Raw genomic sequence first — 26,185 nt, 5'->3', positions numbered from 1 at the left:
CGGCTCCTGGTTTAGTTGGCGACTACCTTGCTGATGACGTAACGATGTTTGCCTGACGCTTCGGCCGGTATCTCGGCCACCTCTTCAATCAGTATTTCCACTGACGCGCCAAGACGGGCGCGGAACTGGCGGATGATGTCTATCCTGATCAGCGCCGGCAAGCCGCTCACGCTGACCAGCAGCACGCGGGTGATGTCCAGGTTTTCCTGGATGATCTTGAAGGCGCGTATCTGCGGCAGGTCGCGCAGCACGTAGATCAGTGCCAGGCCGTGCATGACCGTGCCGTCGCGCGCCACGACGAAATCGGTGACGCGACCCTCGACCCGCTTCAGCAGCGGCAGGCCGCGTCCGCACGGGCATGGGCAGGTGTCGAGCGCGCCGACGTCGCCGGTGGCGTAGCGGATGAAGGGGAAGTCGCGGCTGGCGAGGTGGGTGACCACGATGGCGCCGCTGTCGCCGGGCGCGACCGGTGCGCCTTGCGCGTCGACGATTTCCAGGATGACGTCTTCGGCGGTGATATGCATGCCGCCTTCCGGGCATTCATGGGCCAGGAAGCCCGCGTCGCGGCCGCCGTAGCCGTTGGCGACCGGCGCGGCAAACGCCTGTTCAAGCAGGGCGCGCTGCTCGTCGTACAGCCGTTCAGCAGTGACGAACACGACTTTGACGCCCAGTCCATCAAGCGCAATCCGGCGCGCCTGCGCGTGCTTGACCAGCAGGCACATGGCCGACGGATAGCCGAACAGCATGGCCGGCCGCTGGCGCTGCAGGCGGCGCAGATAGTCGTCGAGGCGGGCGGCCGACAAATCGAAGGCCGGCAGGAGCAGGCTGCGCAGCAGCCGGTCGCGCCGCATGCGCCAGCGGTCCTGCGCCTTCAGTTCGATGGGCGAGCCCCACATCAAGGCCTCGCGATCGCCGATGTCGACGCCCCACCAGCGCGTGGCGCGCCATTTGGCGGCGACGTCGTGGCTGACGCGGTCCTTGCCCTGGTAGAAGATCAACGGTTCGCCGCTGGACCCGCCCGTGTTGAAGCGCTGCAGCGGCCCGGCATTGTCGGCGACGAACTCGTCGCGGTGGTGGTTGATGTCGGCCTTGTGGATGATGGGCAGGCTGCGCAGGTCGCGCAGGTCTTGCACGCGGGTGACGTCGAAGTCGTGGCTGGCGTAGAGCTGGCGGAAATAGGGCACATGTTCCGACGTGTGCAGCAGCAGCGCGCGCAGGCGCTGCACGCGCAGCGCTTCCAGCCGTTCCGGCGGCCACCACTGGCTGTGTTCCATCTGGCGGCGCAGGGCCACGCTGCGGTGTTGCTTGAGCATTTCATGCAGCGGAAACAGCAGGCGCGACACCAGCGCCGTGTAGCCGCCGGCCGGTGGACGCCTGAGCACGCGCCGGTATTGCGCCAGCAGCAGGGGCGCGACTTGCTGCCAGGCGTAGCGCCGGGCTTCGAGCTTGCCGGCCTCGGCCAGCGTCCGCGCCAGCTGGGGCGCCAGCAGGATGGCCAGCATGGCCTCGGCCATGGACTGCGCGTCTTGCGGCGGCACCAGCAGGCCGTTGACGCCGTCGCGCACCAGATACGGCACGCCGCCGACCGCCGTGCTGACCACCGGCACGCCGCTGGCCCAGGCCTCGAGTATCGAGATGGGCATGTTGTCGGCCAGACTGGGATTGAGCGCCAGGCTGCTCTGGCGGTACAGGGCGGCCATGGCGGCGTTGTCCAGCTTGCCGGTGAAGCGCAGCGCAGCGCCCAGCGCCAGCGTGTGGGCCAATTGCTGCAAACGCTGCAATTCGGGGCCGTCACCGCAGATGGTCAGGCGGGCTTCGGGCAAGCTGCGGCGCACGATGGCGAAGGCGCGTAGCGCCGTCGCCTGGTCGTAGAGCGGCTCCAGATGGCGGGCGACCAGGATGGTGGCGGGCGCCGCCGCCGGGCCGGCCGGGTAAAAGCGGGCCAGATCGACGATGTTGGGCACGATCTGCGCACTCATGCCGTGCAAGGAGAAGACTTCGGCCAGGAAGGCCGACGGCACAATCAGCGCGTGCGCCCTGGCCATGCTATAGCGGACCACGGCGGCGCGGCGCTTGAGGAAGGTCATGGCTTCGCCGCCGCGATAGTTGACCAGCACGCCTTTGCCCCGCCAACGGGCGATCCAGATCGCCGGCGCGGCGTGCAAGTGCCATGACCAGCCCGAATTGGCCATCACGTGCACCAGTTGCGCCCGGCCGGCCGCGCGCCACAGGCGGCACAGGTAGGGCGCCAGCCGCAGCGCCGCGCGCAGTCCGCGCACCGCCCCGAGCCACGCCGGCCGCGGCGCCGCGTTGACCTGGACCAGTTCGACCTCGGCGCCGGCCTCGCGCAGCAGCCTGGCGAGCTGCTCGGTCTGGTTGGCGATGCCGCCAGCCGGCGGCGGCAGCGGCCCCACCAGCGCGATCCGCACGCCTGTGAGCGGCGTGGCGCGGCTGTCGGCGGGCAGCGGTTGCGGGCCGTTCATGCGGTGTGCGCGCGCAGGCGCTGGTAGATGGGGCCATAGCGAGCCACCGTGGCTGGCCAGCTGCGTTCGTTTTCCACGTAGGCGCGCGCGCGCTGGCGCAGCGACGGCCAGCGCTCGGCGTGCTGGAGCAGGTCGAGTACCTGGGCCGCCAGGGCCTCGGCGTCGCCGGCCTTGAACAGCACGCCGGTCTGGCCATGCTCGATCAGTTCCCGGTGGCCGCCGACGTCCGACGCCACCACCAGCCGGCCCTGGGCCATGGCCTCCAGCGGCTTGAGCGGCGTCACCAGTTCCGTCAGCCGCATCGGCAGGCGCGGATAGATCAGGATGTCGGTCAGCTGGTAGTAGTCGGCGATGCGTTCGTGCGGCACGCGGCCGGCGAACTTGACCTGGCCGCGCAAACCCAGGCGCTCGACCAGCGCGCGCAATTCGGCCTCCTGCGGGCCGCCGCCGACCAGCAGCAACTGCACGGACGGCGCGCTGGCCAGCAGGCGCGGCATCGCCGCGATCAGCAGCGCCAGGCCCTCGTAGGCGTAGAACGAGCCGATGAAACCGAGCACCAGATGGCCGTCCAGGCCCAGGCTGAGTCCGAGCTGCTGCGGTGTGGCGGAGGCCGCCGAAAACTGCTCGCCATCGACCGAGTTCGGTATCACCGTGACCTTGGCGGCCGGGATACCGCGCGCGATGATATCGTCGCGCAAGCCTTCGCAGATGGTGGTGATGGCGTCTGCCCGGCGCAGCACGTGGCTTTCCAGCGCGCGCGTCAGGCGGTAGCGCAGGCCGCCGGCGCGGCTGGTGCCGTGGTCGGCGGCGGCGTCTTCCCAGAACGCGCGGATTTCATAGACCACCGGTATGCCCAGCGCGCGCCCGACGCGCAGCGCGGCGACGCCGTTGAGCGCGGGCGAGTGCGCGTGCAGCACGTGCGGGCGCGCCTTGGCGGCGATCGTCATCAGGCGCTGCTGCAAGCCCAGCACCGCGCCCCAATGGCGCAGCAGCGGCAGCCGCGCCCACCAGCGGCGCAGCGGCTGGGTGCGGAAGAAATGCCAGCCGTCGATTTCCTGTTCACGCTGGCCGTCGCCCTGCTTGGCGCTGGTCAGGTGGATGGTGTGCCAGCCCAGCTTGCGCTGCTGGCGCAGTATCGCCAGCGTGCGGAAGGCGTATCCGCTGTGCAGCGGCAGCGAATGATCGAGGATGTGCAGCACACGCATCTTCATGCTGCCTGCCGGACCAGGTTGCGCGGCGCGGCCGCTGGCAGCTGGCGCAGGAAGGATTCGAACATCAACAAGGACCACAGTGGCGCGCTGTGGTCGCTGCGGCCGGACAGGTGCTGCGCCAGCAACGTTTGCACCTGCTTGAGATTGAACAGGCCGCAATCGGCCAGCACCGGACTGCGCAGGCTGCGTTCGAGGTGGGCCCGCAGCGGGCCACGGAACCAGGCCGCCAGCGGGACCGAGAAGCCCATCTTGTTACGATACAGCAGCTCCTTGGGCAGGTGCCGCTCGAGGCCGCGCTTGAACAGGTATTTGCCGATGCCGCCGCGCAGCTTCAGTTCCGGCGGCAGGCTGGACATCCATTCGACCAGGCGATGGTCGAGCAAGGGCACCCGCACCTCCAGCCCGTGCGCCATGCTGGCGCGGTCGACCTTGGTGAGGATGTCGCCCGGCAGATAGGTTTTCAGGTCCAGGTACTGGATGCGCGACAGCGCGTCCTCGGCAGGGCAGTCGCGGGCGTGCCGGTACAGCACTTCCTGCGCGTGGTAGCCGGCCAGGTCGCGCTTGAGCGCGGGGCTGAACAGGGCCTGGCGCATTTTGTCGTCCATGATGCTGACGCTGTGGAAATAGGCCGCCACGCTGTCTCTGGCCAGCGACTCGAAGGTGGTTTTGGCGCGCAGCGGACGTGGGGCCCAGTCCGCCTTGGGATAGAGGCGGCCGAGGGTGCCGAACAGCGGCCGGCGCAGGCCCAGCGGCAACATGGTGCGCCAGCGCTCCTCGTGCAGATGCCAGCGGTAGCGCCGGTAACCGGCCAGGTTCTCGTCGCCGCCGTCGCCGGACAAGGCCACCGTCACGCGCTGGCGCGCCAGTTCGCAGACGCGGTAGGTCGGCAGCGCGGAACTGTCGGCATAGGGTTCGTCGTACAGGCCGGCCAGACGATCGACCAGGCTGAGATCGTCCTGTTCGACGCGCTGCACGTGGTGGCGGGTACCGTAGCGTTCGGCGATCATTTGCGCGTAGGACGTTTCGTCGAACTTAGGGTCGCCGAAGGAAATCGAGCAGGTGTTGACCGGCTCCGCCGACGCCTGCGCCATCAACGCCACCACGGCGCTGGAATCGACGCCGCCGGACAGGAAGGCGCCCAGCGGCACTTCGGCCACCAGCCGGATGCGCACCGCCTCGCGCAGGCGCGCCAGCAATTCGTCGGCGGCCTGCGCTTCGCCCAGCGCCGGCTGGACTTCGAAGGGGATGTCCCAGTAGCGCCGCGGCGCCGGCAAGGGCTGGCCCTTGCGCAGCAGCAGCGTGTGGCCGGGCGCCAGCTTGCGCACCTGGCGGAAAATGGTGCGCGGTTCGGGGATGTAGCCGTAGGCGAAGTAATCCTCGACCGCCAGCGGGTCGAGTTGGCGCCGCAAGCCATCGTGCAGCAGCAAGGCTTTGATCTCCGAGGCGAACAGCAGCTGGCCGTTGTCCAGCAGCGCATAGTGCAGCGGCTTGACGCCCAGCCGGTCGCGCGCCAGGAACAGCGTCTGCTGGCGGCGGTCCCACAGCGCGAAGGCGAACATGCCGCGAAAACGCTCGACGCAGCGCTCGCCCCATTGTTCCCATGCGTGGACGATGACCTCGGTGTCGCAGTGGGTGCGGAAGGTGTGGCCGAACAGCTGCAACTCGCGCATCAGCGGCTGGAAATTATAGATCTCGCCGTTGTAGACCACGGCCACGCTGTGGTCTTCGTTGAACAGGGGCTGCTGGCCGCCGCCCAGGTCGATGATAGCCAGGCGCCGGTGGCCCAGCCCTATGCCCGGCTCCAGATGGGTGCCGCCCTGGTCGGGGCCGCGGTGGCGCTGGCGCTCGGTCATGGCGTGCAGCAGGCCGGCGTCGATGTCGGCATGACGGTATAGATCGTAGATCCCTGCGATGGCGCACATGGCGGTCCTTTCATCGGTCACGTTGCTGGGGGGGCGGCGAGGGCGTCGTAGACGGCCAGGTAGGCGTCGGCCATGGCGTTGAGGCTGTATTCGTCCAGCACCCGCCGGCGTCCGCGCTGGCCGTGGCTGCCGGCCAGCGCCGGCAGGCGGTAATAGTCGTTGAGGGCGTCGGCCAGCATGGCCGGCGCGCGCGCCGGCACCAGGGTGCCGGTCCAGCCGCTGTAGACCAGGTCCGGATTGCCGCCGACCGCCGTGGCCACCACCGGCAAGCCGGTCGCCATCGCTTCCAGGATGGTGTTGGACATGCCTTCGGCCAGCGACGGCTGGACGAACACGTCCATGGCCCGCATCAGTTGCGGGATATCGTCGCGCTGGCCCGGCAGCCAGGCCAGCTCTTCCATGCCGGCCTGGCCCAGCAGCTCCTGGCAGGCGTGACGGCAGGGGCCGTCGCCGACGATGAGCAGGCGCAGGCGGTCGCGCGGCAGCGCGTGTTCGGCGATCAGCAGGATGAACGCTTGCACCAGCGACAGGTGGTCCTTGACCTCGGCCATGCGGCCGACGCTGCCAATGACGAAGGCGTCCTCACATAGAAAGCCCGGCGGGCCGACGGCGGCCGGCGGCCCCAGGCGCGGATGGAATTGCAGGCTGTCGACGCCGTTGCAGATGTGGGTCACGTGTTGCGGCCGGGCGCCGATCGTGCCGATCAGCCAGGCTTCCAGGTCCTTGCTGACAGCGATGAAATGTCCGATCAATGGCCGCAGCAGCTTGCGCAGCCAGCGGTATTTGCGGCTCACGCCGTACAGGTCGTCCATGTCGCGGCCGTGCTCGCCATGCACGCGCAGGCGCACGCCCGCCACTGCGGCCAGCAACTGGCCTTCGATGCCGGACAGGTTGCGGGTGTGGATCAGCAGCGGCTGCAGCCGCCGCAAGGTGTGGAACAAGCGCAGATAGTGGCCCCAATCCTTGCCCTCGCGCTTGTTGATGCTGATGATCTCGACGCCGGGCCGCTGAATGCGCAGATGGTAGTCGGTGTAGTCGCGCAGGCAGACAATGGCATGGCGGTAGCGCTCGGGCGGCAGGTGATTGATCAGGTTGATCAAGCCGTTCTCCAGGCCGCCCACGTCGAGGCGATGGATCAGGTGCACGATCAACGGCGCGGCGACCAGTTCAGCGTCCGGCGACATGGGCAAATCCTTGTTCGATGGCCGGCTGCATGGCCGACAGCAGCGCCTGCATGGCGAGTGCGGCCTGCTCGGCTTGCTCGTCATAGCGCGCGGCGAGCGCGATCTCGGCGCCGTTGTCGGCGCCGCCGAGTAGTTTGCTGCGCGCCAGCAACAGCTTGAGCAGCAAGGGGCTGGCGGTGTCGCGCTGCGCCTGGCGGTACCAGCGCCACACAAGCACCTTGCTTTCGCCGGCCTGGACGGTGGTTTGGCGCACCCGGAGAACTTGCTGGCCAAGGTGGATTTGCCGGCTGGTTTCGGCCGTCTCCTTCCACGCCGGGCCGTCGGCCGGCGCCGTCCATACCTGGGTCAGCAGCTCTTCCCCCTTGGCCTGGTGGCGATACCACGTCAGTTGCAGCGACACCTGTTGCACGCCGTCGCTGTAATTGGCCGACCAGCGCTGGGGTTGTCCCGCATGCCGGGCGCGCCAGTCGCCGGCCTGCATGGCGCTGGCCCGCCACGGCGCGGGTGGCGGTGCCAGTGTCAGCGGCGTGACGGCGTAGCGTTGATCGGTCGGCGGGCGAAGGATCAACTGGGCCAGCAGCGGCCACAGGGCGACGCACAGCACCCCCGCCAGCGCCGCGGCCAGGCAAGCGGACGGCCGCGTTGCCGGCGCCTGGCCTGGCGGATTGGCGGTCGCTGCACGCGGTGTCGGCGGGCTGGCATCGCGCCAGCGCGCGCCTACCCAGAACATCGCGCTTGCGACCACGCCAAAAAATACCCAGCCATAGATCAGATGGTCTATGCCGACGGCCAAGGTCATATTGCTGTAGTGGCCAATCAAAACGATCAGGAAGGCGCGCAGGCCGTTGGCAAGGATGGGCAGCAGCAGCGCGACGACGATGAAGGCGGCCCGGCGCCAGCGGCCGTGGTAGGTCAGGTAGGCGTACAGCGTGCCGAGGGCGACCGAAGCGATCAGATAGCGCAGGCCGCTGCACGCTTCCTCCACCGACCAGTTTCCGCTAGGCAGCGACAGGAAGCTATGGTCGCGGAAGACGGGGATGCCCACCAGTTGCAGCGCGCCGACCGTGAAGCTCGCGGTGAACTCTATCAGCGGCGAGATGAACACTTCGCCGAACGGAACGGCCAGCAGCAGATAAGCCAGGGCGAAGGAGATGGCGTACGCGTAGCGCCAACCCAGTATCAGCGCCACCAGTGCGGCCACCATGGCGACCAGGCTGTACTGCTGCAGCACCGGCACGTTGGCGACCGTGGCCAGCAACCAGAGCAGGCCCAACAACGCCAACGGCAACAGCATGGCCGGCGCGGGACGCAATGGCAGGCGGGCCAGTTCTGCGCGCTGACGCCAGATCAGCCAGAGACAGACCGGCGGCACCACAAAGCCGTGGGCGAACGTTTGTGAATGCCACCACAAGTTGATCATGGCGGCGACGGTCGGCCAGTAAGCGGCCAGCAGCGCGGCGAGCGCCAACAGCAGGCAGCCGTGCGGCCAGGCCTGCGCCGGGCTGGCCGCGGGCTCGGCCTGCGGCGCCGGAGCGGGCGACAAGACGGCGGTCATGGCATCGGCTCCGCGGAATGGCGCTCAGGCTCGGTGACGTAGAGCACGACGCCCAGCCGTTCGAGATTGCTGTGCCACTGGTAGTCGCGCAGCACGTGCTGGCGGGCCGCTGCCCCGAGGCTGTTTTCCGTCCGCAACTGCCGGCCGATGTGTTGGATGAACTCGACGGCCCCGGTGGCACAGAGCAGATCGCGTCCCGGCACGGCGGTGAGTCCTTCCAGGGCTTGCGGTGTCGCCACCACGGTCTTGCCCATGGCCATGGCCTCGAGCACTTTGTTCTGGATGCCGCGCGCGATTTGCAGCGGCGCGACCGCCAGCGCGGCGTGCTGCAGATAGGGACGGATATCGGGCACCGTGCCGCTGACATGGATGCCCGGCTGGCGAGCCAGCGCCGTGACCGCCGCAGCGGGACGTGCGCCGACGATGTGGAACTGCAGATCAGGAAATTCCTGCCGCAGCGTGGGCATGACGCGCCGGGCCAGCCAGCAGACGGCGTCGATATTCGGCCAGTAATCCATGGCGCCGGTGAACACCAGCACGCGGGCGCCCAGGTAGAGATCCGGCGCGCCGGGCTGCGGCGAAAAATACTGGCAGTCGACGCCGTTGCTGAAATAGCCGGTCTTGTGGCCCGATTCCGGCGCCCGCAGGCGGAATAGTTCGGCCTCGGCGCGCGAGACCAGCAAGGTCTGGTCGAAGCTGCGGGCGGCGGCGCGTTCGAATTCCAGCAAGCTGCGGCCTTCGCGCCGGTACAGCGAGGACAGCGGCCAAGGCCGGTCATCGGCGTAGTGTTGCCATTTCTCCGAGTCGACATCGACCAGGTCCAGCACCCGGTGCAGCGGGCCGCGCGCGGTGCGCGCCGGCAGGTATTGGGCCATCGGGCCGGAAAAGACCAGCGCGCTATCGATGCGGTGGCGCTTCAGCGTGGCGGCGACCCAGTCGCGCAGTTGCGGGTGGCGGTAGTAGGCGACGCTGAGGGCTTCGCCACGCCACAGCGCCGGTATGCTGGCCAGCCGTGCCAGGCGCGGGTGGAGGCGGACAAAGCAGGTGCTGGCGCACTCGGCCGCCAGGTGCCCGGCATGGGCCAGATCGGCGGGATCGTCGATGAAGCTGCCCAGGTGCACGCGAAAATGGCGCTGTAGGTAGCGCAGCACGTGGTAGGCGCGGATCTTGTCACCCTTGTTGGGAGGGTAGGGGATGCGGTGCGTCAAGTACAGCAGGTCGCGCATGGGTCAGCCCAGTTGCCGCACGATGTGGGGGCCGATCGCATTGGCCAGCGACAAGGGCAGCATGCGCCACGCCCGTATCAGCAGTTGCAGGCGCGGATTCAAGGGCTGGACGTCCTTTAGCTGTTTGCCTCGATGCAGTTGATAGTCGTAGCGCAGCGGCTGCGGCTCGAAGCCCCAGTTCTTTTTGAACGCGAACGCGCCGGTGCCGTACTTGCTGCGGCCGAAGTCGAACAGACGGCGGCCGCGCTCGGTAGCGCGCCGCATCACTTCCCAGTACATGAAATCGTTGCCGGCGTGGACACGGGCGGCCTCGCCGCCGCCGCCGTAGTAGGGCAGGATCTCGTCGCGAAAATGGAAACTCAGCACCGAGCAGATCGCACGGTCGCCGTGCTGGACGCTGAGGATTTCGCAGTCGTCGCCAAAGGTCTGCTGCAAGGTGCGGAAATAGCGGCGGCTGAACACCGGCGTGCCCAGGCGGTGCACGCTGGTGGCGTAGTTGGCGTAGAAACGGTCGGTATCGGCGTCGATCACGCTGCTCAGGCCGGCCGCCATGCCCTTGCGCACCATCGCGCGCTGCTTGCGGGGGATGGCCAGCAGGTTTTGTTCAGGGTCGGCGGCGAGCGGCTTGCGGAAAGTGGCGTACAGGTCCTTGTGCAGCCAGTCCGCGTGGATCGATTGCAGCTGGCGGTATTCGAGGTGGTCGACCCGCAGGCGACGCGCCAGTTGCTGGGCCGCCTGGTCGACCGCGGCGGCGGCGCCTTCCTCCAGCGCGGCAACGCCGCCGTAGACGCAGAACGGCAGCGAGCACAGGGTGTTGCCGAACAGGCGGCTGTTGACCTGGGCCAGCGGCAGCACGGCCTGGATCTGTCCGGCCGCTTCCGCATACAGATACCAGGTGGGATGGCCGAAAGCGGTTTCTATCACCCGCTGCCAGCCGGCGCGATGAAAGAAGGTGGCGTCGGGGCAGCGTTGCACGAAGGCGTCCCAGCGCGCGTGGTCTTGCGGCCCCATCTGTTTTACGCTCCACTGCATCATGCATTTCCCAGAAAGAGGTGGTCGATCCGGCCCCATTGAAAATCGCGCAGCAGATGGACGATGCGCCCCTCCATCCGGTGCAGGTTGAGGTAATGGCGAAACCGGGTCTTGAAGGCGATGCCGTGTTGGCGGGGTTGGCCGGGATCGAGTTCCCACGGATGAAAATAGAATATGCCAGCTTGGCCGTCGACCGAATTGATACGCCGCAAGGCCCAGCGGGACGCCGCGTAGGGCAGCAGGCGGAAGTAGCCGCCGCCGCCGGCCGGCCAGTTGCGTCCGAACAGGCGTATGGTGCTGATCGGCAGTTCCAGCACGCCGTACTCGCCGCGCGGGCGCCAGGCGAAGCGCGCGCCGTCCGGCATGCCGTAGTGGTCATGGCGGATCGGATAGATGCTGGAGCTGTAGCGGTAGCCCGCGGCGTACAAGCTGTCCAGCGCCGCCAGGTTGGCGGCGCCGATGGAAAAGCTGGGCGCCCGGTAGCCGAGCACGGCGGTGCCGCTCAGCTGTTCAAGTAGTTGCTTGCTGCGCTGTATGTCGTCGAGAAATTGCGCGGGCGTCTGCTCGTTGGCGCGCAGGTGGGCGTAGCCGTGGCTGGCGAGCTCGTGGCCGCCTGCGACGATGCGGCGTACCAGCGTCGGATAGCGTTCGGCGATCCAGCCCAGCGTGAAGAAGGTGGCGTGGGTGCGCTGTTGCGCCAGCAGGCCGAGGATCAGGTCGACATTGCGTTCGACCCGGCACGGCAATGTGGCCCAGTCCGCGCGGCGGATGTGGCCGGCGAAGGCGGACACCTGGAAATAGTCTTCGACGTCGATCGACAAGGCGTTGCGCATCAGCTTGCCTCCTGGGCGGCGGCCAGCCAGTGACCGATGCGGCCGGCGATGCGTTCGGCGGCGTGGCCGTCCCAGCAGGCGGGGATGCGTCCGGCCTTGCCGCCGTAGCGCAGGATGTCGCGGCTGAGCGCCAGGATGACGGCCGGATCGCGGCCGGCGATGGCGTTGCTGCCCTCGGTGACCGTGACGGGCCGCTCGGTGCTGTCGCGCAGCGTGAGGCAGGGCACGCCGAGCGCCGTGGTTTCCTCCTGCACGCCGCCGGAATCGGTCAGCACCAGGCTGGCCGATTTCATCAGGCCCAGCATGGCGCGGTAGGATTGTGGCGGCAGGCAGGCGACGCGCGGCACGTCCAGCAGGTGACCGAGTTCATATTGCTGCAGCATGGCGCGGGTGCGCGGGTGCAGCGGAAACAGTACCGGCACCTCATCGCTGAGCCTGACGATGGTTTCCATCAGCAGGCGCAAGCGGCGCGGATCGTCGACGTTGGACGGCCGGTGCAGCGTCAACAGGGCGTAGCGGCTGTCGGGCTGGAGGAAGCCGGCCAGATGGACCTGGCGCAACACGTCCAGCACCGGCGTGGCCCGCGCCAGTTCGCGCTGCAGTGTGTCGATCATGACGTTGCCGACAAAATGGATGCGCGCCGCCGGTATGCCTTCGCGCTGCAGATTGCTCATGCCGCTCGCCTCGCTGGTGAACAGCAGCGTCGACAGCTGGTCGGTGAGGATGCGGTTGATCTCCTCCGGCATGGCGCGGTCATAGCTGCGCAGGCCGGCCTCGACATGCAGCACCGGGATGTTTTTCTTGGCGGCCGTGAGCGCGCACGCCAGCGTGGAATTGACGTCGCCGACCACCAGCACGGCCGCCGGCGCGCTGGCGTCCAGCACCGGCTCGAAGCGCTGCATGACCAGCGCGGTCTGCACCGCGTGGCTGCCCGAGCCGACCTGTAGCTGCACGTCCGGCGCGCGCATCTCCAGCGCGGTGAAGAATTCGCCGTCCATGTCGGCGTCGTAGTGCTGGCCGGTGTGGACCAGCACGGACTCGAGCGGATAGTCGGACCCGGCCAGGGCGCGCAGGATGGGCGCCATCTTCATCAGGTTCGGGCGGGCGGCGACTACGCAGACGATGCGGGCGGGTGTAGGCATGGCTGGTTCCTCTCAAAAGGCGACCATCAAGGCCGCGCCGATGCCGTTTTCACGGTAGTTGCCGCCGGCATTGCTGCTGTGGCGGACATGGCGCAGATCGACGCTGACGCTGACCTTGGACTGCAGTTGATGTGTCAGGGACACGGTCAGCGCGCTGTTGCGGTCGGTGCGGCCGGTGCTCAGCGATTCAGCCCTGCTGAGGCTGGCGCCGACGGTGAGGTTGCTGCGCGGCGACATGCGGTAGTTCCAGCCCGCCTGGGCGGTGTTCTGGCGGGTGCGGTCTTCCAGCGCCAGTTGGTCAGGGCCCAGCAAGGGGCTGTCGATGGCGTTGCTGGTCTGGGCGGTGCGGCGGCTGCTGCCCAGGGTGAACGCCAGCGCGCTGCGCGGGCCGCTGTACACCGTCGCCAGCTTCAAGTCCTTCTGCAGATAGTAGCGATGGCTGAAGAAGTTGACGCTGCCGTTGGGTCCCAGCAGCTGCGACACCAGCAGGAACAGCTTGATGGTTTGCAGGCGGGCCTGCGGGTCGGGGATGCGGGTGGCCCACAGCTGGTCCAGGAAATCGCCCAGGCCGGTCGGCGGAATGCTGAGGAACTCGCCGTGGGTGGTGGTGATGTCCTCGTTGTAATTGAGCGTCCAGTACATGCTGCGCAGGCGGTAGCCCGCGTCCAGGCTGTAGGTGTTGCCGAAATAGCGGCGTCCGACGCTGGCGGCCACCTTGGTGCGCGCCGACGGCGTCCAGTTGCCGCCCAGCGACCAGTGGCGGCCCTGCGGCTGGGCGCTGTTCGAGTGATAGTCGTTCTTTTCGTAGCCGCCGGTGGCAGACAGCGACAGGCGGCTGTTGAGCGGATAGCTCAGCGTCAGCGCGACGTCGCTCATGGTGACGGTGGGCAGCGTGACGTCGTCGATATTCTTGCGGTTGGCGCGCAGGGCCCAGTTCCAGCCCTGGCCGCCGTTGTCGCCGGTCAGCTGCAGGCTGGTGTCGTCGCTGTGCACATTCATCAGGCGGCCGCTGCTCACGCGCTGGTAGTCGTAGCGCAGTTGCGCGGTGGCCAGGCCATGGAAGTAGTGTTTCAGGTAGGGACTGAGGCTGGTGGCGCGCACGGTGCTGTTGTTGCCGGTGACCTGGGCCGGATCGACCAACTGTGGACCGAAGGCCGATATGTTTTGCTGGCTGATGCTGGAACGGGCGTCCAGGTACAGCCATTCGGGCAGCACCTCGGCGTGGCCGCTGGCGTCGAGTTGCTGGGTGTTGCGGTCGGCCCGGCGGGTGTAGGCTATCCTTTGCAGCGAATAGTCCAGTGCGAGGCTGAGCCGTGGACCGCTGGTGCTGATGGCGATGCCGGGCGAGAGCTCGGTGGTGAACTCGCCGCGCGCCTGGTCGGACGGCGCCAGGTTCATATTGTTGCTATACGATTCCCGCAGCCGCACCGTGGGCGTGACGGTCCACTCGGCCGGAATGGCGCAGGCCGGCAGCGAGAGTAAAACCAGCATGCTGAGCTGATACGGGGCGCCGCGCGGAGCCAGGTTAATCATAATAACCATAGTATTCGCCGCCGGGAAAAGCCTTGCTCTTGTTGTAGATCAGATTGACATGCGGACAGTGCTCGATGTGGCGCAGCGCTTCCTTGACCGCGTGCTGGCTGGTCGTCTCGGACTCGACCACCATGACGATCTGCCCCATCTGCGCCGCCAGCACGCTCGCTTCCGTGGTCATCAGCAGCGGCGGCGAGTCGAAGATGACGATGCGGTCGGCGTAGCGTTCGGCGATCTCGGTCAGCAGCCGGCTCATGCTGCGGCTGGCCAGCAGTTCGGTGGCGTGCTTGTTGGCGCGTCCGGCCGGCAGGATGCTGAGCGTGGCGACATTGGTCCGCAGGATCACGTCGGACAGTTCGGTGCGCTCGCGCAGCAGGATGTCCATCAAGCCTGGCTCGGCCGGCAGGCCCAGCACCTTGAGCACCGACGGCCGCGCCACGTCCGCGTCCACCAGCAACACCGTGATATCCATTTCCATCGCGATGCTCATCGCCAGATTGACCGCGCAGAAGGTCTTGCCTTCGCCGGGCAGGGCGCTGGTGACGACGATCAGATTGCCGTGACGCAGAGCGGGGACGTCGCGATCGCCGCGGGCGTTGCGCAGCAACGGCCGCTTGATGATGCGGAAATCCTCGGCCACCGGCGTGCGGCCGCCGTCGTGGGTCACCATGCCCAGCTGGCTGAGCCGCTGGAGATTGATCTCGATATGGCGCGGCGCGCCGTTGCCGGACATGGTAGGTTCGGTGGATTGCTCCATGCGCTACTCCTAAAATCGGAACGTCGCCATCGCCAGCACGGCGCCGTAGGCTACAAACAGAGAGGACAGGGCGGTGCCGAAGACATAGCGGCCACGTTTGCGTTTGATCTTCTGGGCGTCGGTCCAGTTCATGGACACCGTGCCCAGCACCGGCAGCCCCGTGCGTTCGCGCAGCTCGCTGGGGCTGAGGAAGGTGGGGCGTACCTGGCTGATCAGCAAGGCCGCCGCCAAGCCGGTCAGCAAGGCGCCGCCCAGCACCAGGCTCGACAGCAAGACCCGGTTCGGGCCCGCCGGCAGCAGCGGCACCGTGGGCGGATCGATGATCTTGAAGGCCATCATCTCGGTGTTGGAGCTCAGCTCGCCCGACAGCTTGGCCGCTTCGCGCCGTCCGATCAGTTTTTCATAGTTGTCCTTGTTGATCAGGTAGTCGCGGTTCAGCTGGGCCAGCTCGGACTCGACTTCCGGCACCGCGTTCGCCTGCGCCAACAGCCGCTGGTGGCGGGCGGTGTACTCCTGCACGCGGGCGCTGACGGCCGCCACCTTGGCGTCGGCCTCGGTCTGCGCGACCTTCAGTTGTTGCAGCATCGGGCTGTAGTTCTTGCCCGGGTCGCCGGCTGGCTTGAGTTTGCTTTCCTCGATCTTGCGCGCCTCCAGCTGCGCCACCAGGCGCTTGGCGGCGATGATGTCCGGATGCAGCTCGGTGTATTGCATGCGCAAGGCGTCGAGGTTTTTGTTCAGCGCGGCGATACGTCCGTCGAGCTCGGGACTGTCGATGCTGGCGGGGTTGATGTCGGCGCCCAGCACCGGCTCGTCGCCGCTGATCTGGCTGCGGATGGCGTTGCGCGCCTGCTCGGCTTCGAGCAACTCCAGCCGGGCGGCGTTCAGCGTGTCCGCCGACTGCATAATCTGACTGCTGTAGTCGACGCCCTGGCGTGGCAACAGGCCATTATTCTTTAATTTGAATTCCTTGACCGAATTCTCCGCCGCAATAAGTTTGTCTTCATAGGATTTAATCTGCTCGTCGATGAATTGCACGGCTTTCCTGGTTTCGCCGTTCTTCCCTTTGAAACTGCCCTCGACGAATATCGTCAGCAGCGCCTGCACGACGTCGCGCACCAGTTTCGGATTGCGGTTGTTATAGGTGATGGTGTAGATGTCGTAAGTGTTGGTGCCGCCGATTTTAATCTTGCTCATTAATTCGTCCAGTTGCTGCTCGTGATCGCGCGCGGTCTTGGCATTCAGATCCAGGTCCACCATGCGCATCACGCGCTCGACGTTCGGGCGGCTGAGCAAGGTGCGGCTCATGATGGAAACCTGCTGCTCGACGTTGGGCACGCTGGTCATGCCGGACAATAGCGGCTTCAATATGCTCTGGGTGTCGACAAAGACCCTGGCGGTGGTTTGATAATCGTCGGGCAGCAGCGCCACCTTGGTCCAGCCGGCCAGCGCCACCAGCCACATGACGGCGATCGCATACCAGCGATATTTCCATATCCCCTGCAAGCTGATTAACAACTGGCTAATCATCTGCTCCATGATGTGTTTTCTCCAGTAGCTCGGCGAAGGTGAATCCAAATTATATGGCTCGGAATATGGCGTTCTTTTCTTAACTGGGCAGTGATTGAGCCAGATCAAGCAGCGGCGGACGGCTTTTCTCAATCATGGAATCCGGTCTATTCAAACGGGATTCGTCATGCATACTATTCTGCGTATTGCCTTTTCTACGTTGCCGGCGTTGCTGCTGGCAGCTTGCGCGCACCGCGTCGCACTGGCGCCGGAAGCGCCGATGCCCCCCCAGGGCGATTACCTGATCGGCGCCGGCGACGTGGTCAACATCAATGTCTGGCGCAATCCGGAAGTGTCGGTCAGCGTGCCGGTCAGGCCGGACGGGAAAATCACCACGCCGCTGGTGGAAGACTTGCAGGCGGCCGGCAAGACCTCGACCCAGTTGGCGCGCGATGTGGAAAAAGCGCTGGAAAAATACATACAGCAGCCGATGGCGACCGTCATCGTCACCAGTTTCGTCGGCCCGTACGACCAGCAGATCCGCGTCATCGGCCAGGCGGCCAAGCCGCAGGCGCTGGCCTATCGCCAGGGTATGTCGCTGATGGACGTGCTGATCGCCGTGGGCGGCGTCACGGACTTCGCCGCCGGCAACAAAGCCAACATCATCCGCACCGTGAACGGCACACGGCAGAGCTTGCCTGTGCGCTTGCAGGACCTGTTGCGCGACGGCGATATTTCTGCCAACGTAGCGGTGTTGCCCGGTGACGTATTGGTGATCCCCGAGAGTTGGTTCTGAGCGCAAAAATATTTTGAATTTCGGGGAACTTTTCATCCACAAGGCAGGTCTGAAGAGCATGAGCCCAGTTTGTCCTTTGCCGACAGCTGGCCGACAGACCTGACAGGATGCCAACCGTGCAACATGACGACGCAATAGTTTCTTTTGAGGCCGGTCCAGGCCTGCGCGACCTCGTGGTCGGCGAGGGCGAAACCAGCAAGGAACTGGACCACACCATAGACCAGCAGATCTTCCACATCCGTATGGCCAACTCGCAGGGGCGGCGCGAAGCGGCCAGCTTGTTGCTCAAGAAAATGTACGGGTGGCGCGGCTACTCGGTCGACCCCAACGCCAGTCACGCGCTGAACAAGATCACGCTGTTTGCGGAAACCGGCGGACAGACCGTCGGCACCATGTCGCTGTGCCTGGACAGCGGGGAGGTGGGCTTGCCCGCCGATGAAAACTTCCGGGACAAGCTGGACGATCTGCGCAGCCAGCACCGGCGCCTGTGCGAGCCTTCGCGGCTGGCGATCGACAAGGGGGTGTCCAAGCGCGTATTCGCTGCGCTGATCCACATCTCCTATATCTATGCGCACAATATCCACGGCTATACCGACTACGTGATCGAGGTCAATCCGCGCCATGTCATGTTCTACAAACGCATGCTGGGCTTTCGCGATTTCGGTGGCGAACGGCCCTGTACGCGGGTCGGCGCGCCGGCCGTGCTGCTGCGCCTGCAGCTGGACTATATGGGTGAACAGATCCGGAAGTTCGGCGGCATGATGGAGCAGCAAACCACGGAGCGTTCGTTCTACCCGTATTTCTTCCCGACCTGGGACGAACCCGGCATCACCGGGCGTCTGATCGCCGGCAAGACCTGACTACTTGGGCGGCGGCGGTTCGAGCAGGCTGGCGGGGATGGCGTAGGCGATGCCGCTGGGCGCGGAGATCGCCGCTTCCTTGACGCCCTTGACGAATACCATGTTGACCACGCCGATCACCTCGCCGGTGTCGGGATCGAACAAGGGACTGCCGCTATTGCCCGGATAGGCCGTGCCATCGAGCTGGAACACGGCGTAGGGCGTTCTTTGCAGCTGGTTCAGCAGCTTTCCGTCGAGCTTGCTTGAGCTGAGCGAGGGCATGGCCACGGGTGTAATCGCCGATACGATGCAGCGATGGGTCACGTGACGCAGGCCGAGCACCATGCCGAGGGGGAAACCCATAAAGGCCAGCGATTTCCCCTCCTGCACCCTGGCCGAGTCGCCCATTCGGAGGGCGGGAATCGGCGCGCCCTGCACCCGCAGGCGGGCGAGGTCGTGCTCCTTGTCGATCATCGACACGGCGGCGGCGCGGAACTGGGCGGATTCGCCCTGGCGCACCAGTATTCCCAGGTTCTCGCCCTGATCGGTGCGCAACAATTCGTTGACCACATGGGCGGCGGTCACGACGGTCAAACCGTCTTCGATCACGAAGCCCGATCCGATAAACTGCAGGGCCGGGCTGCGGGTTTTTTGAAAGCTGCCGATGCCAACCACGGATGGCTTGACGAGCTCGATAGTGTGGCTGAGTTCATCTGCGGAGGAGGAAAAGGCCAGGCTCAAGGCCAGCAACGCCGGCCAACAGATAGGTTTCAACATGGGGCGCTCGCAACAGGACGGATGGAAGGGGCGGGCCGCAGTGCGGCGGCGTACAGCAGCAGCATCAATAACAAGGTGATGCGGGGGACGTCGAACAGGCTGTCGAACAGGCCGACGACCTGGAACGCGGCCAGCGCCGCCAGCAGCGCCAGCGCCTGGGCGGCATCCGCGCCGTCGCGCGCGCAGCGCAGCAGTTCGGCGGCGGCGCTTGACAGCAGGCCGGCATAGGCCAGCAGCCCTGGCCAGCCCATTTCAAAATACAGGTTCAGTCCCAGGTTCTTGAGGTGCCAGGGCAGGTGATGGCGATCGCTGCTGAAGAACCAGTAGTTGTTGGCGTCGGAGAAAGTGCCGTTGCGTACCAGTTCATGCTGGCTGTCGACATGACGCAAGCTCACATTGTCGATGTCCAGCGCGGCCTGCCCGCCTTCCACGGCGATTTCCAGCTGAACCCGGCGGCCGGGGTGTCCCAGGGCGCCGGACGACAAGGGGAATTGATACCTTTGCCAATAGGGCGCATAGGGGATCTGGCGCATGGGCAGAGGAATGCAGCCCTGCGGATAGAGCAACTGGCGTTCGCACAGATTCACTTGCAGGAAGGCGGGAGCGCCGCTGTTCCATAGGTCCAGCGCCAGGATGTAGGATGTATTGCTTTCGATGGGTAGGATTTGCAGCAAGCGCAGCAGTTCGCCATAACCCGCAGGATAGGCGCCGGCGGACAGGCGCAGAAAGCGATTGCCATCCTGATCCAGATAGCGATAGCTCGCCGGTACCTCGTGTTGCGGATTGCGCCAATAGTACAGGGCGGGGAACTTGCCCAGTCCCGCGCCGAGGATCGCGGTACCCAGATCGTCATCCATCAGTCCCAGCGCGTTGCTCCAGTGCCGGAAGCGTCCCGACAGATCGCTCGCGGTGCTGGCAAAACGCTCGGCGACGAAGTAGCCGTTGTAGACCGGGACGGCGGTCGCCAGCACCATGGCGCAGCTGATCAGAGCGGTCAGGCTGCCGTGTCGCAGGGACCACAGCGGGCGCCGGCGCAGGACGTTGAGCGCAAGCGGCGACATGGCCGTCAGCAGCAGGCCGGCGCTCGGCGCCAGCGTGGCAGCACCGGCATGATGGTAGGCGATCCATGCGGCATCGACCGCCAGTCCCGCCAAGGCCAGCATGGCCAAAGGCATCAGCGGACGCCGGCGGCAGGCGGCCAGTGCGAACGCGGCGGACCAGACGAGAAAGAGCAGATAGGGACTCTTCAGTAGGGCCACCTGCGGTTCGCCGACCGGCAACAGCCACGCCAAGCCTGCGGCGACCACGACGCCGCAGAGCAAGCTGCTCGCCAGAACGAGCGGCCGCAAGGGCAGGGCGGAGACGATCAGAGACGCCGTCAACAAAACCAGGGCCGCCCCCAAGCCGCGATAGCCGCTGCTTTCAAATACCACGCCCAGTACGCAGGCGGTCAGCGCGGTGCCGGCGGCGACGATCAGCGGCGCGCGCCAGCGGCGCCTGGCCGGCCCGGCGCGCAGCGACGTCATCAAGGGAATGGCGGCGAGGATGGGGGCGGCCAGCGCATAAGCGGCGTACAGCCCGCGCGAGAAGGTCGCCAGGCCGGCGTACAGCGCCAGCGGCAGCATCAGCAACGCTGCGGCCTGCCGCGCCGACCGCTGGTGGTCGAACAGCCAGGTTGCCAGCAAAGGGAAGCTCATCGCCAGATAGCCGTCCAACGCGGCCCCGCCGGTGTGCATGGCGGAGAACGGCGCCGTGATGCGATAGTCGCTGGAAAAATTGAGCAGCCCAGGAAACTGCCACCGTTCCCATATCGCGGCGACACTCGTCAATAGCAGGCCGATCAACATGCCGGGTAACAGCAAACGGCGCAAGCCTTCCAGGCTCGGACCCAGCGCCTGCTTCAACGGCGGCAGCAGCACGTAGCTCCAGAACCACGCCTTGCCGACGCGCAGCGCGTTGTAGGGACTCAGGTAGTTGTTGAAGGAATTGGCGTCAATCGGTGGCAGCGGCTGCAATCCGCGCCACAGCGCGAGGCAGCAGGCGCCGGCCAGCAACCACAAGCTGAAGCGGAACAGCGGCGGAAACGCCGGTCGCGTGTCGGTGAGATCGAGACGCCAGTAACAGGCGCCAGCCGTCAGCAACAGGAACAGGTCGATTTCTTCCAGAAAGAACCAGCCGGTATGCGGCGCCAAGTCCAGCACGGGCAGCAAGGCCGGCAAGGCCAGCAGCCACGCTGCGGGCCGCCAGCACAGCAGGGCGCCGTATCCCAGCAAGATGGCGGACAGCCAGCTGTCATGCAGGGGATAGACGCCGAGCGCCAAGATCAATCCGCCAAAAAACGCCACGGAAAGGAGGCGGACGCACATCATGAGACTCTCCTTGGCGAACGGTAGGGATAGGGTAGGAACTCTGGTCGCCTGACTCTTTGATTCAACACAAACGGAGCGCCCTTGCGGCGCAATCGGCGCAGATTTGCGACATCTCAACAGCGCTCCGGAAGCGCTCCGTAGAATCGGCCGAGACGCAGGTTTAACACTCAGACGCGAGGTGAGTTATGGAAGTCGTAGCCGTGGTGGGATTGGGATATGTGGGACTGTCGCTGGCGGTGGCTTTCGGCGCGCGTCGCCGCACCATCGGCATAGACCTGTCTGCGCGCAAGGTGGCGAGCTACCGGCGCGGAATCGATTCGGGTGGCGAAGTGAGCAGCGAACAGTTTGCCGCGGCGCGCCTGCTGGAGATGGGGTGCGATCCCGCCGCGCTGAGCGACGCCGACTTCATTGTGGTGGCCGTGCCGACGCCGGTCGACGGCGCCCACCAGCCGGACTTTTCCGCGCTGATCGGGGCCAGCCAGTCGGTGGGGCGCTACATGAAGCCTGGCGCCGTGGTGGTCTATGAATCCACGGTCTACCCCGGCGCCACCGAGGAGATCTGCATCCCCTTGCTGGAGCAATGCTCGGGGCTGAAATGGCAGCGGGATTTTCATGTCGGTTTCTCGCCTGAACGCATCAATCCGGGCGACAGCGAGCATACGCTGGCGACCATACGCAAGATCGTCGCGGGCGACGACCAGGCCACGCTGCAGCGCGTGGCCGCGCTGTATGAGGAGGTCGTGCACGCCGGCGTGCATCGCGCGTCCAGCATCATGGTGGCCGAAGCGGCCAAGGTGATCGAGAACACCCAACGCGACCTCAATATCGCGCTGATGAATGAACTGGCCATCATCTTCGACCGGATGAACATCGATACGCTGGAAGTACTGCAGGCGGCCGGCACCAAGTGGAATTTCCTGCCGTTCCGGCCCGGCCTGGTCGGCGGGCATTGCATAGGCGTCGACCCCTACTATCTGACGCACAAGGCTGAATTGCTGGGCTACCATCCGCATGTGATCCTGGCGGGGCGCCGCATCAATGACGGCATGGCCAAGTTTGTTGCCGAGAAGACGGTCAAGGAGATGGTGCGCGCGGGGTTCAAGCTCAAGGGATGCCGGGTCAATGTGCTGGGGCTGACGTTCAAGGAAAACTGTCCGGACTTGCGCAACTCCAAGGTCGCGGATTTGATCGCCGAGCTGGAATCCTATGGCTTGCATGTGCACGTACATGATCCGGTGGCCGATCCCGACGAAGCGCAACATGAATACGGCGTGCGGCTGGAGTCGTGGGACGAGCTGCCCTGCGCGGAGGCGATGATCAGCGCGGTGGCCCATCGCGAACTGGCCGAACGCCCCTTGCAGCAGCTACGCGCCAAGATCGTCCAGGACGGTTGCTTCATCGACCTCAAATCCCAATTTGACGAACAGGCATTGCGTGAATGCGGCCTCAGCGTCTGGAGGCTATGATGGCTGACTACGAAGACGGCACACCGGTCACCACCAGCTACCAGGATGTGCGCGAACATCTGCAGCAGCAACAGTACCGCTGGGTGATCACCGGCGTTGCGGGATTCATCGGTTCGAACCTGTTGCAGTGCTTGCTGGAGCTGGGCCAGCGGGTGGTCGGACTCGACAGTTTCCTGACCGGCCACCGCCACAATCTGGAGCAAGTCAGGGACACGGTAGGCCCGGAGGCCTGGCGCCGCTTCGAACTGATCGAGGGCGATATACGCGACGTGTCCGCCTGCAACCGCGCCTGCGCTGGCGCCGACTTTGTGCTGCACCAGGCGGCGCTGGGCTCGGTGACACGCTCCCTGCACGAGCCGTTGCTGTGCAACGACATCAATATCGGCGGCTGTCTCAACGTGCTGGAGGCCGCGCGCCTGGCCGGCGCGCGGCGCATCGTCTATGCCGCCTCCAGCGCCAGCTATGGCGACCATCCGGCCTTGCCCAAGCAGGAAGCCTTGATCGGCAAGCCGCTGTCGCCGTATGCCTTGACCAAATATGTGAACGAATTGTACGCCGACGTCTATGCGCGTTGCTACGCCAGCGAATGTATCGGCCTCAGGTATTTCAATGTGTTCGGGCCGCGCCAGGACCCGGCTGGCGCCTACGCAGCGGTCATTCCGCAGTGGATCGCGGCGATGATAGGGCGGCGCCGGCTGGTGATCAACGGCGATGGCGAAACCAGCCGGGACTTCTGCTACGTCGCCAATGCCGTGCAGGCCAACCTGCTGGCGGCGTTGACTGATCGTAAGGACGCGGTCAACCAGGTCTACAACGTGGCGCTCAACGAGCGCACCAGTTTGAACGAACTGTATCTGATGCTGCACGGCTTGCTGGTGGAGCACTACCCGCATTTGCGCGATTATCAGCCGGAGTACGGCGAATTCCGCGCCGGCGACGTGCGCCATTCGCAGGCTGACATCTCCAAGGCCAGCGAGCTATTGGGCTATGCGCCCACCCACGATCTGCGGCGCGGACTCAGGCAGGCTTTGCGCTGGTATATGGCATATCTGGGTGGCTGACCGTCAAGGTTCGTGGCACACCACGAAAGTCCACCGTCAATAAGGTGACCGGCTTGCGCCAGATGCGGGCCACATAATTGAGCACTTGCTCGGCGGCGGCCAGGTCCAGACCGCGCCCGTCGCTGGCATGATCGTGCCGCAGGACCAGGCTCTGGTCTTCCTGCACCTTGTCGACCGCGATGCGGGGCGCGCCGTAGTTGTATTTCGGCGCCAGTATGGCTTCCCGGACCTCGTGTATGTCGCGGCTGAGCATGCGCGTCTCCCCATCCTTGCGCATCTGGTAGCTGAACAGGCCCAGCTCGGAGGCCAGGTCCGCCTCAAGGTGGTTGCGGATGAAGCCGAAGTCATCCTCCTCGTTGCAAATACGGCGCGCCGCCTCGATACCCTGCCGCTCGACGATGCGCTCCCACATGCTGAAGCCCAGGTGGTAGGGGTTGACCGCAAGCGCCAACTGCTGCTCGCCCGCATACGGGCGCACCACATCGGAATGGGCCTTGAGGGCTTGCAGGTAGATGGCGGGCGGCAGGAACTCCGCCTCGCGCAACAATCGTGCATGCCAGTAGGAGGCCCAGCCTTCGTTCATGATCTGGCAAGCGTGCACCGGATAAAAATAGAACGATTCTTCACGCACGGCCAGGAAGATGTCGCGCTCCCAATCCTGCAGCTCCGGTGCGTAATGGGCCACGAACCACAGCAAGTCATATTCGGGGTGCGGCGGCATCGGCGCCCGCCCCGTTGGCTGCGGCGACGCAAGCGGCTCGCCGGGAAGGGAACGATAGCGCTGCTGGAAGGGCTCGCCGGCCGCCCGCGGCGGCGCCGGCTTGGCGTCGGGGTAGGGTGGGCGGTACAGCTCCTGCTGGATGTCGATATGCGGCTCCAGCGCCAGCGCCGCGTCCAGCACGGCCTCCACCCGTTGCTGGCCGTGGCGCGCCAGCGCCAGTTCGAGGCGGTACGCGCGCGCCGCGCTTTGCTCGAGTATATGGCCGCCCGCCATGTTCAGGAAGCGGTCGAACAGACAGTTGCGTCGAACGAAATCCGCATGGCCGATGACGTGCGCGGCCACCAGCGTGTTTTCGGCCAGGCTGTTCTGGTTCATCATATAGGCCCGGCATGGATCGCCGGGGAACATCACCTCGAAGATGCGCGAGTGCCCCATGTTCTGATGCAGCAGCTGGTGGATGTAGCGCAGGCCGAACGACCAGTGATGCATGCGCACCGGCACGCCGTACACCGCGATTTCAAGCATGAAGTTTTGCGGCACCAGCTCGAAATCGACCGGGCAGTATTCCAGTCCGAGCTCGCCGGCAAGTTGCTCAATCCGGGCGGTCCAGTCCTCAAGCGTACTCATGCCGCTTCCTCGGCGGCCGCCTGGTGCGTCAGAAATTGTTTCAAGGCGCCGATGATGTCCTCGCTCTGGGTCAGCACCACACTGGACAAGGGCAAGCCCTGGCGCTCGCGCTCCTTCCACAGCCGGCCCATCTCGGTCTCCAGCATGCGCGGCATGCCCGGCAAGGTCTCGACATAGGCAAGATAATTCATGCGGCCCGCCAGTTGGCCCAGCAGCTTGCCGGCCGCCGTCCGGTCTTCGGAAAAGTTGTCGCCATCCGAGGCGTAGAACAGATAGCTGTTGTAGCTGGCGGGATCATAGTGCTCCTCAAGCAGCGTGCGCGCCAGCTCAAAGCCGGTCGATGCCATCGTGCCGCCCATACCGCTGACCTCGAAGAAATCCCTTTCGTTGAATTCCCACGCCCGCGCCGCGTGGGCCAGAAAGCGCAATTCCAGCCGGTGGTAACTGCGGCGCAGGCCTTGCAGCGCCAGAAAAAAGAAAGTCTTGGCCAGGCGCCGCTCGGCCTGCGTCATGCTGCTGGAAACGTCGAGCACCATGAACACCACGGCGTTGCTGCTGGGGCGAGGCCGCTCCACCAGCTGGCGGAAGCGCAGGTCTTCATTGGTAAATGCCGCCGGCGCACGCTGCACCGCACGCCGCTTGATGGCTTCCTTGATGGTGCGGCGCCGGTCCAGCCGGGAACGGGCGCCGTGCTTGTCCCAGCCGCGATGCAGGAATTCCGGCTGTTCCAGCGTGGCGTTGCCGCGCGGCTGTAGCGAGGGCAATTGAAATTCTTGCCACAGCCAGTCGACGATGTCGTCGATGGCGAACTCCATCATCAGCGTGACGGTGCCCGGCGCATTGCCGGCGCCGCCCTCATCGCCATAGGCTTCATCGGGTGGCAACAGCAAGTCGCCCGGTTGACCGGGGCCCTGACCGGCGCCGGTGGTGCGATTGTTTTCCGCGAGACGGAAGCGCGCATGCTCCAGCAGCCGCAGCGGCACCTGCACGCTGTGCGGACCGGGTTCGCTCATCAGGTTGGACGAGGATATGATCTCGGGCAAGTGGTCGCGCACGGCGTTGCGCACTTTGTCGTTGTGGCGCAGCCAATCGCGCGCGCCCCGGGAAAACAATTCGTACCAGTCGCGTTGGCCGGTCTGCATGGT

Annotated in this window: 20 protein-coding genes; 4 read left to right on the top strand and 16 right to left on the bottom strand. The window is 65.9% G+C overall.

What is annotated here, in order from left to right; genetic code table 11:
• Positions 1–11 precede the first annotated feature (11 nt).
• Genes KVP70_RS12995 through KVP70_RS12940 form a run of 12 tightly spaced genes read right to left on the bottom strand, consistent with a single transcriptional unit; the run spans position 12 to position 16,414 of the window.
• Positions 12–2,483: a glycosyltransferase gene (locus KVP70_RS12995; RefSeq protein ID WP_217942652.1), complete on the bottom strand. Its 2,472-nt coding sequence runs from the start codon at positions 2,481–2,483 to the stop codon at positions 12–14.
• Entirely contained in the window at positions 2,480–3,688 is a 1,209-nt protein-coding gene (locus KVP70_RS12990) for a TIGR04063 family PEP-CTERM/XrtA system glycosyltransferase (protein WP_217942880.1), read from the bottom strand. Before KVP70_RS12990 ends, KVP70_RS12995 begins: the two co-directional genes overlap by 4 nt.
• Before the next feature lie 2 nt (positions 3,689–3,690).
• The gene (locus KVP70_RS12985) at positions 3,691–5,616 is read right to left on the bottom strand and encodes an XrtA/PEP-CTERM system amidotransferase (protein ID WP_217942651.1); all 1,926 of its coding nucleotides are present in this window, start codon (positions 5,614–5,616) and stop codon (positions 3,691–3,693) included.
• Between the two features lie 17 nt (positions 5,617–5,633).
• Positions 5,634–6,800, bottom strand: a complete 1,167-nt coding sequence (locus KVP70_RS12980) for a TIGR03088 family PEP-CTERM/XrtA system glycosyltransferase (protein WP_217942650.1) — start codon at positions 6,798–6,800, stop codon at positions 5,634–5,636.
• On the bottom strand, positions 6,784–8,355 hold the full coding sequence (gene xrtA / locus KVP70_RS12975; RefSeq protein ID WP_217942649.1) for an exosortase A: 1,572 nt from the start codon (positions 8,353–8,355) through the stop codon (positions 6,784–6,786). Before xrtA ends, KVP70_RS12980 begins: the two co-directional genes overlap by 17 nt.
• Positions 8,352–9,581, bottom strand: coding sequence for a TIGR03087 family PEP-CTERM/XrtA system glycosyltransferase (locus KVP70_RS12970; protein ID WP_217942648.1), 1,230 nt, complete (start codon positions 9,579–9,581; stop codon positions 8,352–8,354). Before KVP70_RS12970 ends, xrtA begins: the two co-directional genes overlap by 4 nt.
• 3 nt (positions 9,582–9,584) lie before the next feature.
• Positions 9,585–10,613 carry a FemAB family XrtA/PEP-CTERM system-associated protein gene (locus tag KVP70_RS12965; protein WP_217942879.1) on the bottom strand — a complete coding sequence of 343 codons (1,029 nt, stop codon included), beginning with the start codon at positions 10,611–10,613 and terminating at the stop codon, positions 9,585–9,587.
• Positions 10,613–11,446, bottom strand: a complete 834-nt coding sequence (locus tag KVP70_RS12960; protein WP_217942647.1) for an XrtA system polysaccharide deacetylase — start codon at positions 11,444–11,446, stop codon at positions 10,613–10,615. Before KVP70_RS12960 ends, KVP70_RS12965 begins: the two co-directional genes overlap by 1 nt.
• On the bottom strand, positions 11,446–12,588 hold the full coding sequence (wecB, locus tag KVP70_RS12955; RefSeq protein WP_217942646.1) for a non-hydrolyzing UDP-N-acetylglucosamine 2-epimerase: 1,143 nt from the start codon (positions 12,586–12,588) through the stop codon (positions 11,446–11,448). Before wecB ends, KVP70_RS12960 begins: the two co-directional genes overlap by 1 nt.
• A 12-nt stretch (positions 12,589–12,600) precedes the next feature.
• On the bottom strand, positions 12,601–14,079 hold the full coding sequence (locus KVP70_RS12950) for a TIGR03016 family PEP-CTERM system-associated outer membrane protein (RefSeq protein WP_217942645.1): 1,479 nt from the start codon (positions 14,077–14,079) through the stop codon (positions 12,601–12,603).
• A gap of 34 nt (positions 14,080–14,113) precedes the next feature.
• Positions 14,114–14,878 carry an XrtA-associated tyrosine autokinase gene (locus KVP70_RS12945; protein ID WP_217942644.1) on the bottom strand — a complete coding sequence of 255 codons (765 nt, stop codon included), beginning with the start codon at positions 14,876–14,878 and terminating at the stop codon, positions 14,114–14,116.
• 9 nt (positions 14,879–14,887) lie between these two features.
• Complete coding sequence (locus tag KVP70_RS12940; protein ID WP_217942643.1) at positions 14,888–16,414, bottom strand: XrtA system polysaccharide chain length determinant; 1,527 nt, start codon at positions 16,412–16,414, stop codon at positions 14,888–14,890.
• A gap of 157 nt (positions 16,415–16,571) precedes the next feature.
• On the opposite strand from KVP70_RS12940, the gene KVP70_RS12935 reads away from it, so the two are divergent.
• The gene (locus tag KVP70_RS12935; protein WP_217942642.1) at positions 16,572–17,180 is read left to right on the top strand and encodes an XrtA/PEP-CTERM system exopolysaccharide export protein; all 609 of its coding nucleotides are present in this window, start codon (positions 16,572–16,574) and stop codon (positions 17,178–17,180) included.
• Between the two features lie 107 nt (positions 17,181–17,287).
• On the top strand, positions 17,288–18,040 hold the full coding sequence (locus KVP70_RS12930; protein ID WP_217942641.1) for an N-acyl amino acid synthase FeeM domain-containing protein: 753 nt from the start codon (positions 17,288–17,290) through the stop codon (positions 18,038–18,040).
• Here KVP70_RS12930 and KVP70_RS12925 read toward each other — a convergent pair whose 3' ends face one another.
• Positions 18,041–18,796 carry a S1 family peptidase gene (locus KVP70_RS12925; protein WP_217942640.1) on the bottom strand — a complete coding sequence of 252 codons (756 nt, stop codon included), beginning with the start codon at positions 18,794–18,796 and terminating at the stop codon, positions 18,041–18,043.
• The gene (locus tag KVP70_RS12920; protein WP_217942639.1) at positions 18,790–21,165 is read right to left on the bottom strand and encodes a hypothetical protein; all 2,376 of its coding nucleotides are present in this window, start codon (positions 21,163–21,165) and stop codon (positions 18,790–18,792) included. Before KVP70_RS12920 ends, KVP70_RS12925 begins: the two co-directional genes overlap by 7 nt.
• Before the next feature lie 185 nt (positions 21,166–21,350).
• Here KVP70_RS12920 and KVP70_RS12915 point away from each other — a divergent pair, with 185 nt between their 5' ends.
• Both KVP70_RS12915 and KVP70_RS12910 read left to right on the top strand, forming a co-directional pair.
• A complete protein-coding gene (locus KVP70_RS12915) occupies positions 21,351–22,631 on the top strand; it encodes a nucleotide sugar dehydrogenase (protein WP_217942638.1) in 1,281 nt (426 codons plus the stop codon).
• Positions 22,631–23,692, top strand: a complete 1,062-nt coding sequence (locus KVP70_RS12910) for an SDR family oxidoreductase (RefSeq protein WP_217942637.1) — start codon at positions 22,631–22,633, stop codon at positions 23,690–23,692. The genes KVP70_RS12915 and KVP70_RS12910 overlap by 1 nt, the downstream gene beginning before the upstream one ends.
• Here the strand turns inward: KVP70_RS12910 and KVP70_RS12905 are convergent.
• Together KVP70_RS12905 and KVP70_RS12900 are read right to left on the bottom strand one after the other, a co-directional pair.
• Positions 23,649–25,040, bottom strand: coding sequence for a SpoVR family protein (locus tag KVP70_RS12905; RefSeq protein ID WP_217942636.1), 1,392 nt, complete (start codon positions 25,038–25,040; stop codon positions 23,649–23,651). The genes KVP70_RS12910 and KVP70_RS12905 overlap by 44 nt on opposite strands.
• Positions 25,037–26,182 (bottom strand): DUF444 family protein, encoded by a 1,146-nt coding sequence (locus KVP70_RS12900; RefSeq protein WP_217942635.1) that lies wholly within the window; start codon positions 26,180–26,182, stop codon positions 25,037–25,039. The genes KVP70_RS12905 and KVP70_RS12900 overlap by 4 nt, the downstream gene beginning before the upstream one ends.
• Positions 26,183–26,185 lie beyond the last annotated feature (3 nt).

The sequence above is a fragment of the Duganella violaceipulchra genome (assembly GCF_019166075.1).
Lineage (GTDB): Bacteria > Pseudomonadota > Gammaproteobacteria > Burkholderiales > Burkholderiaceae_D > Rugamonas > Rugamonas violaceipulchra.
This window is presented reverse-complemented; position numbering and strand designations above follow the sequence as displayed.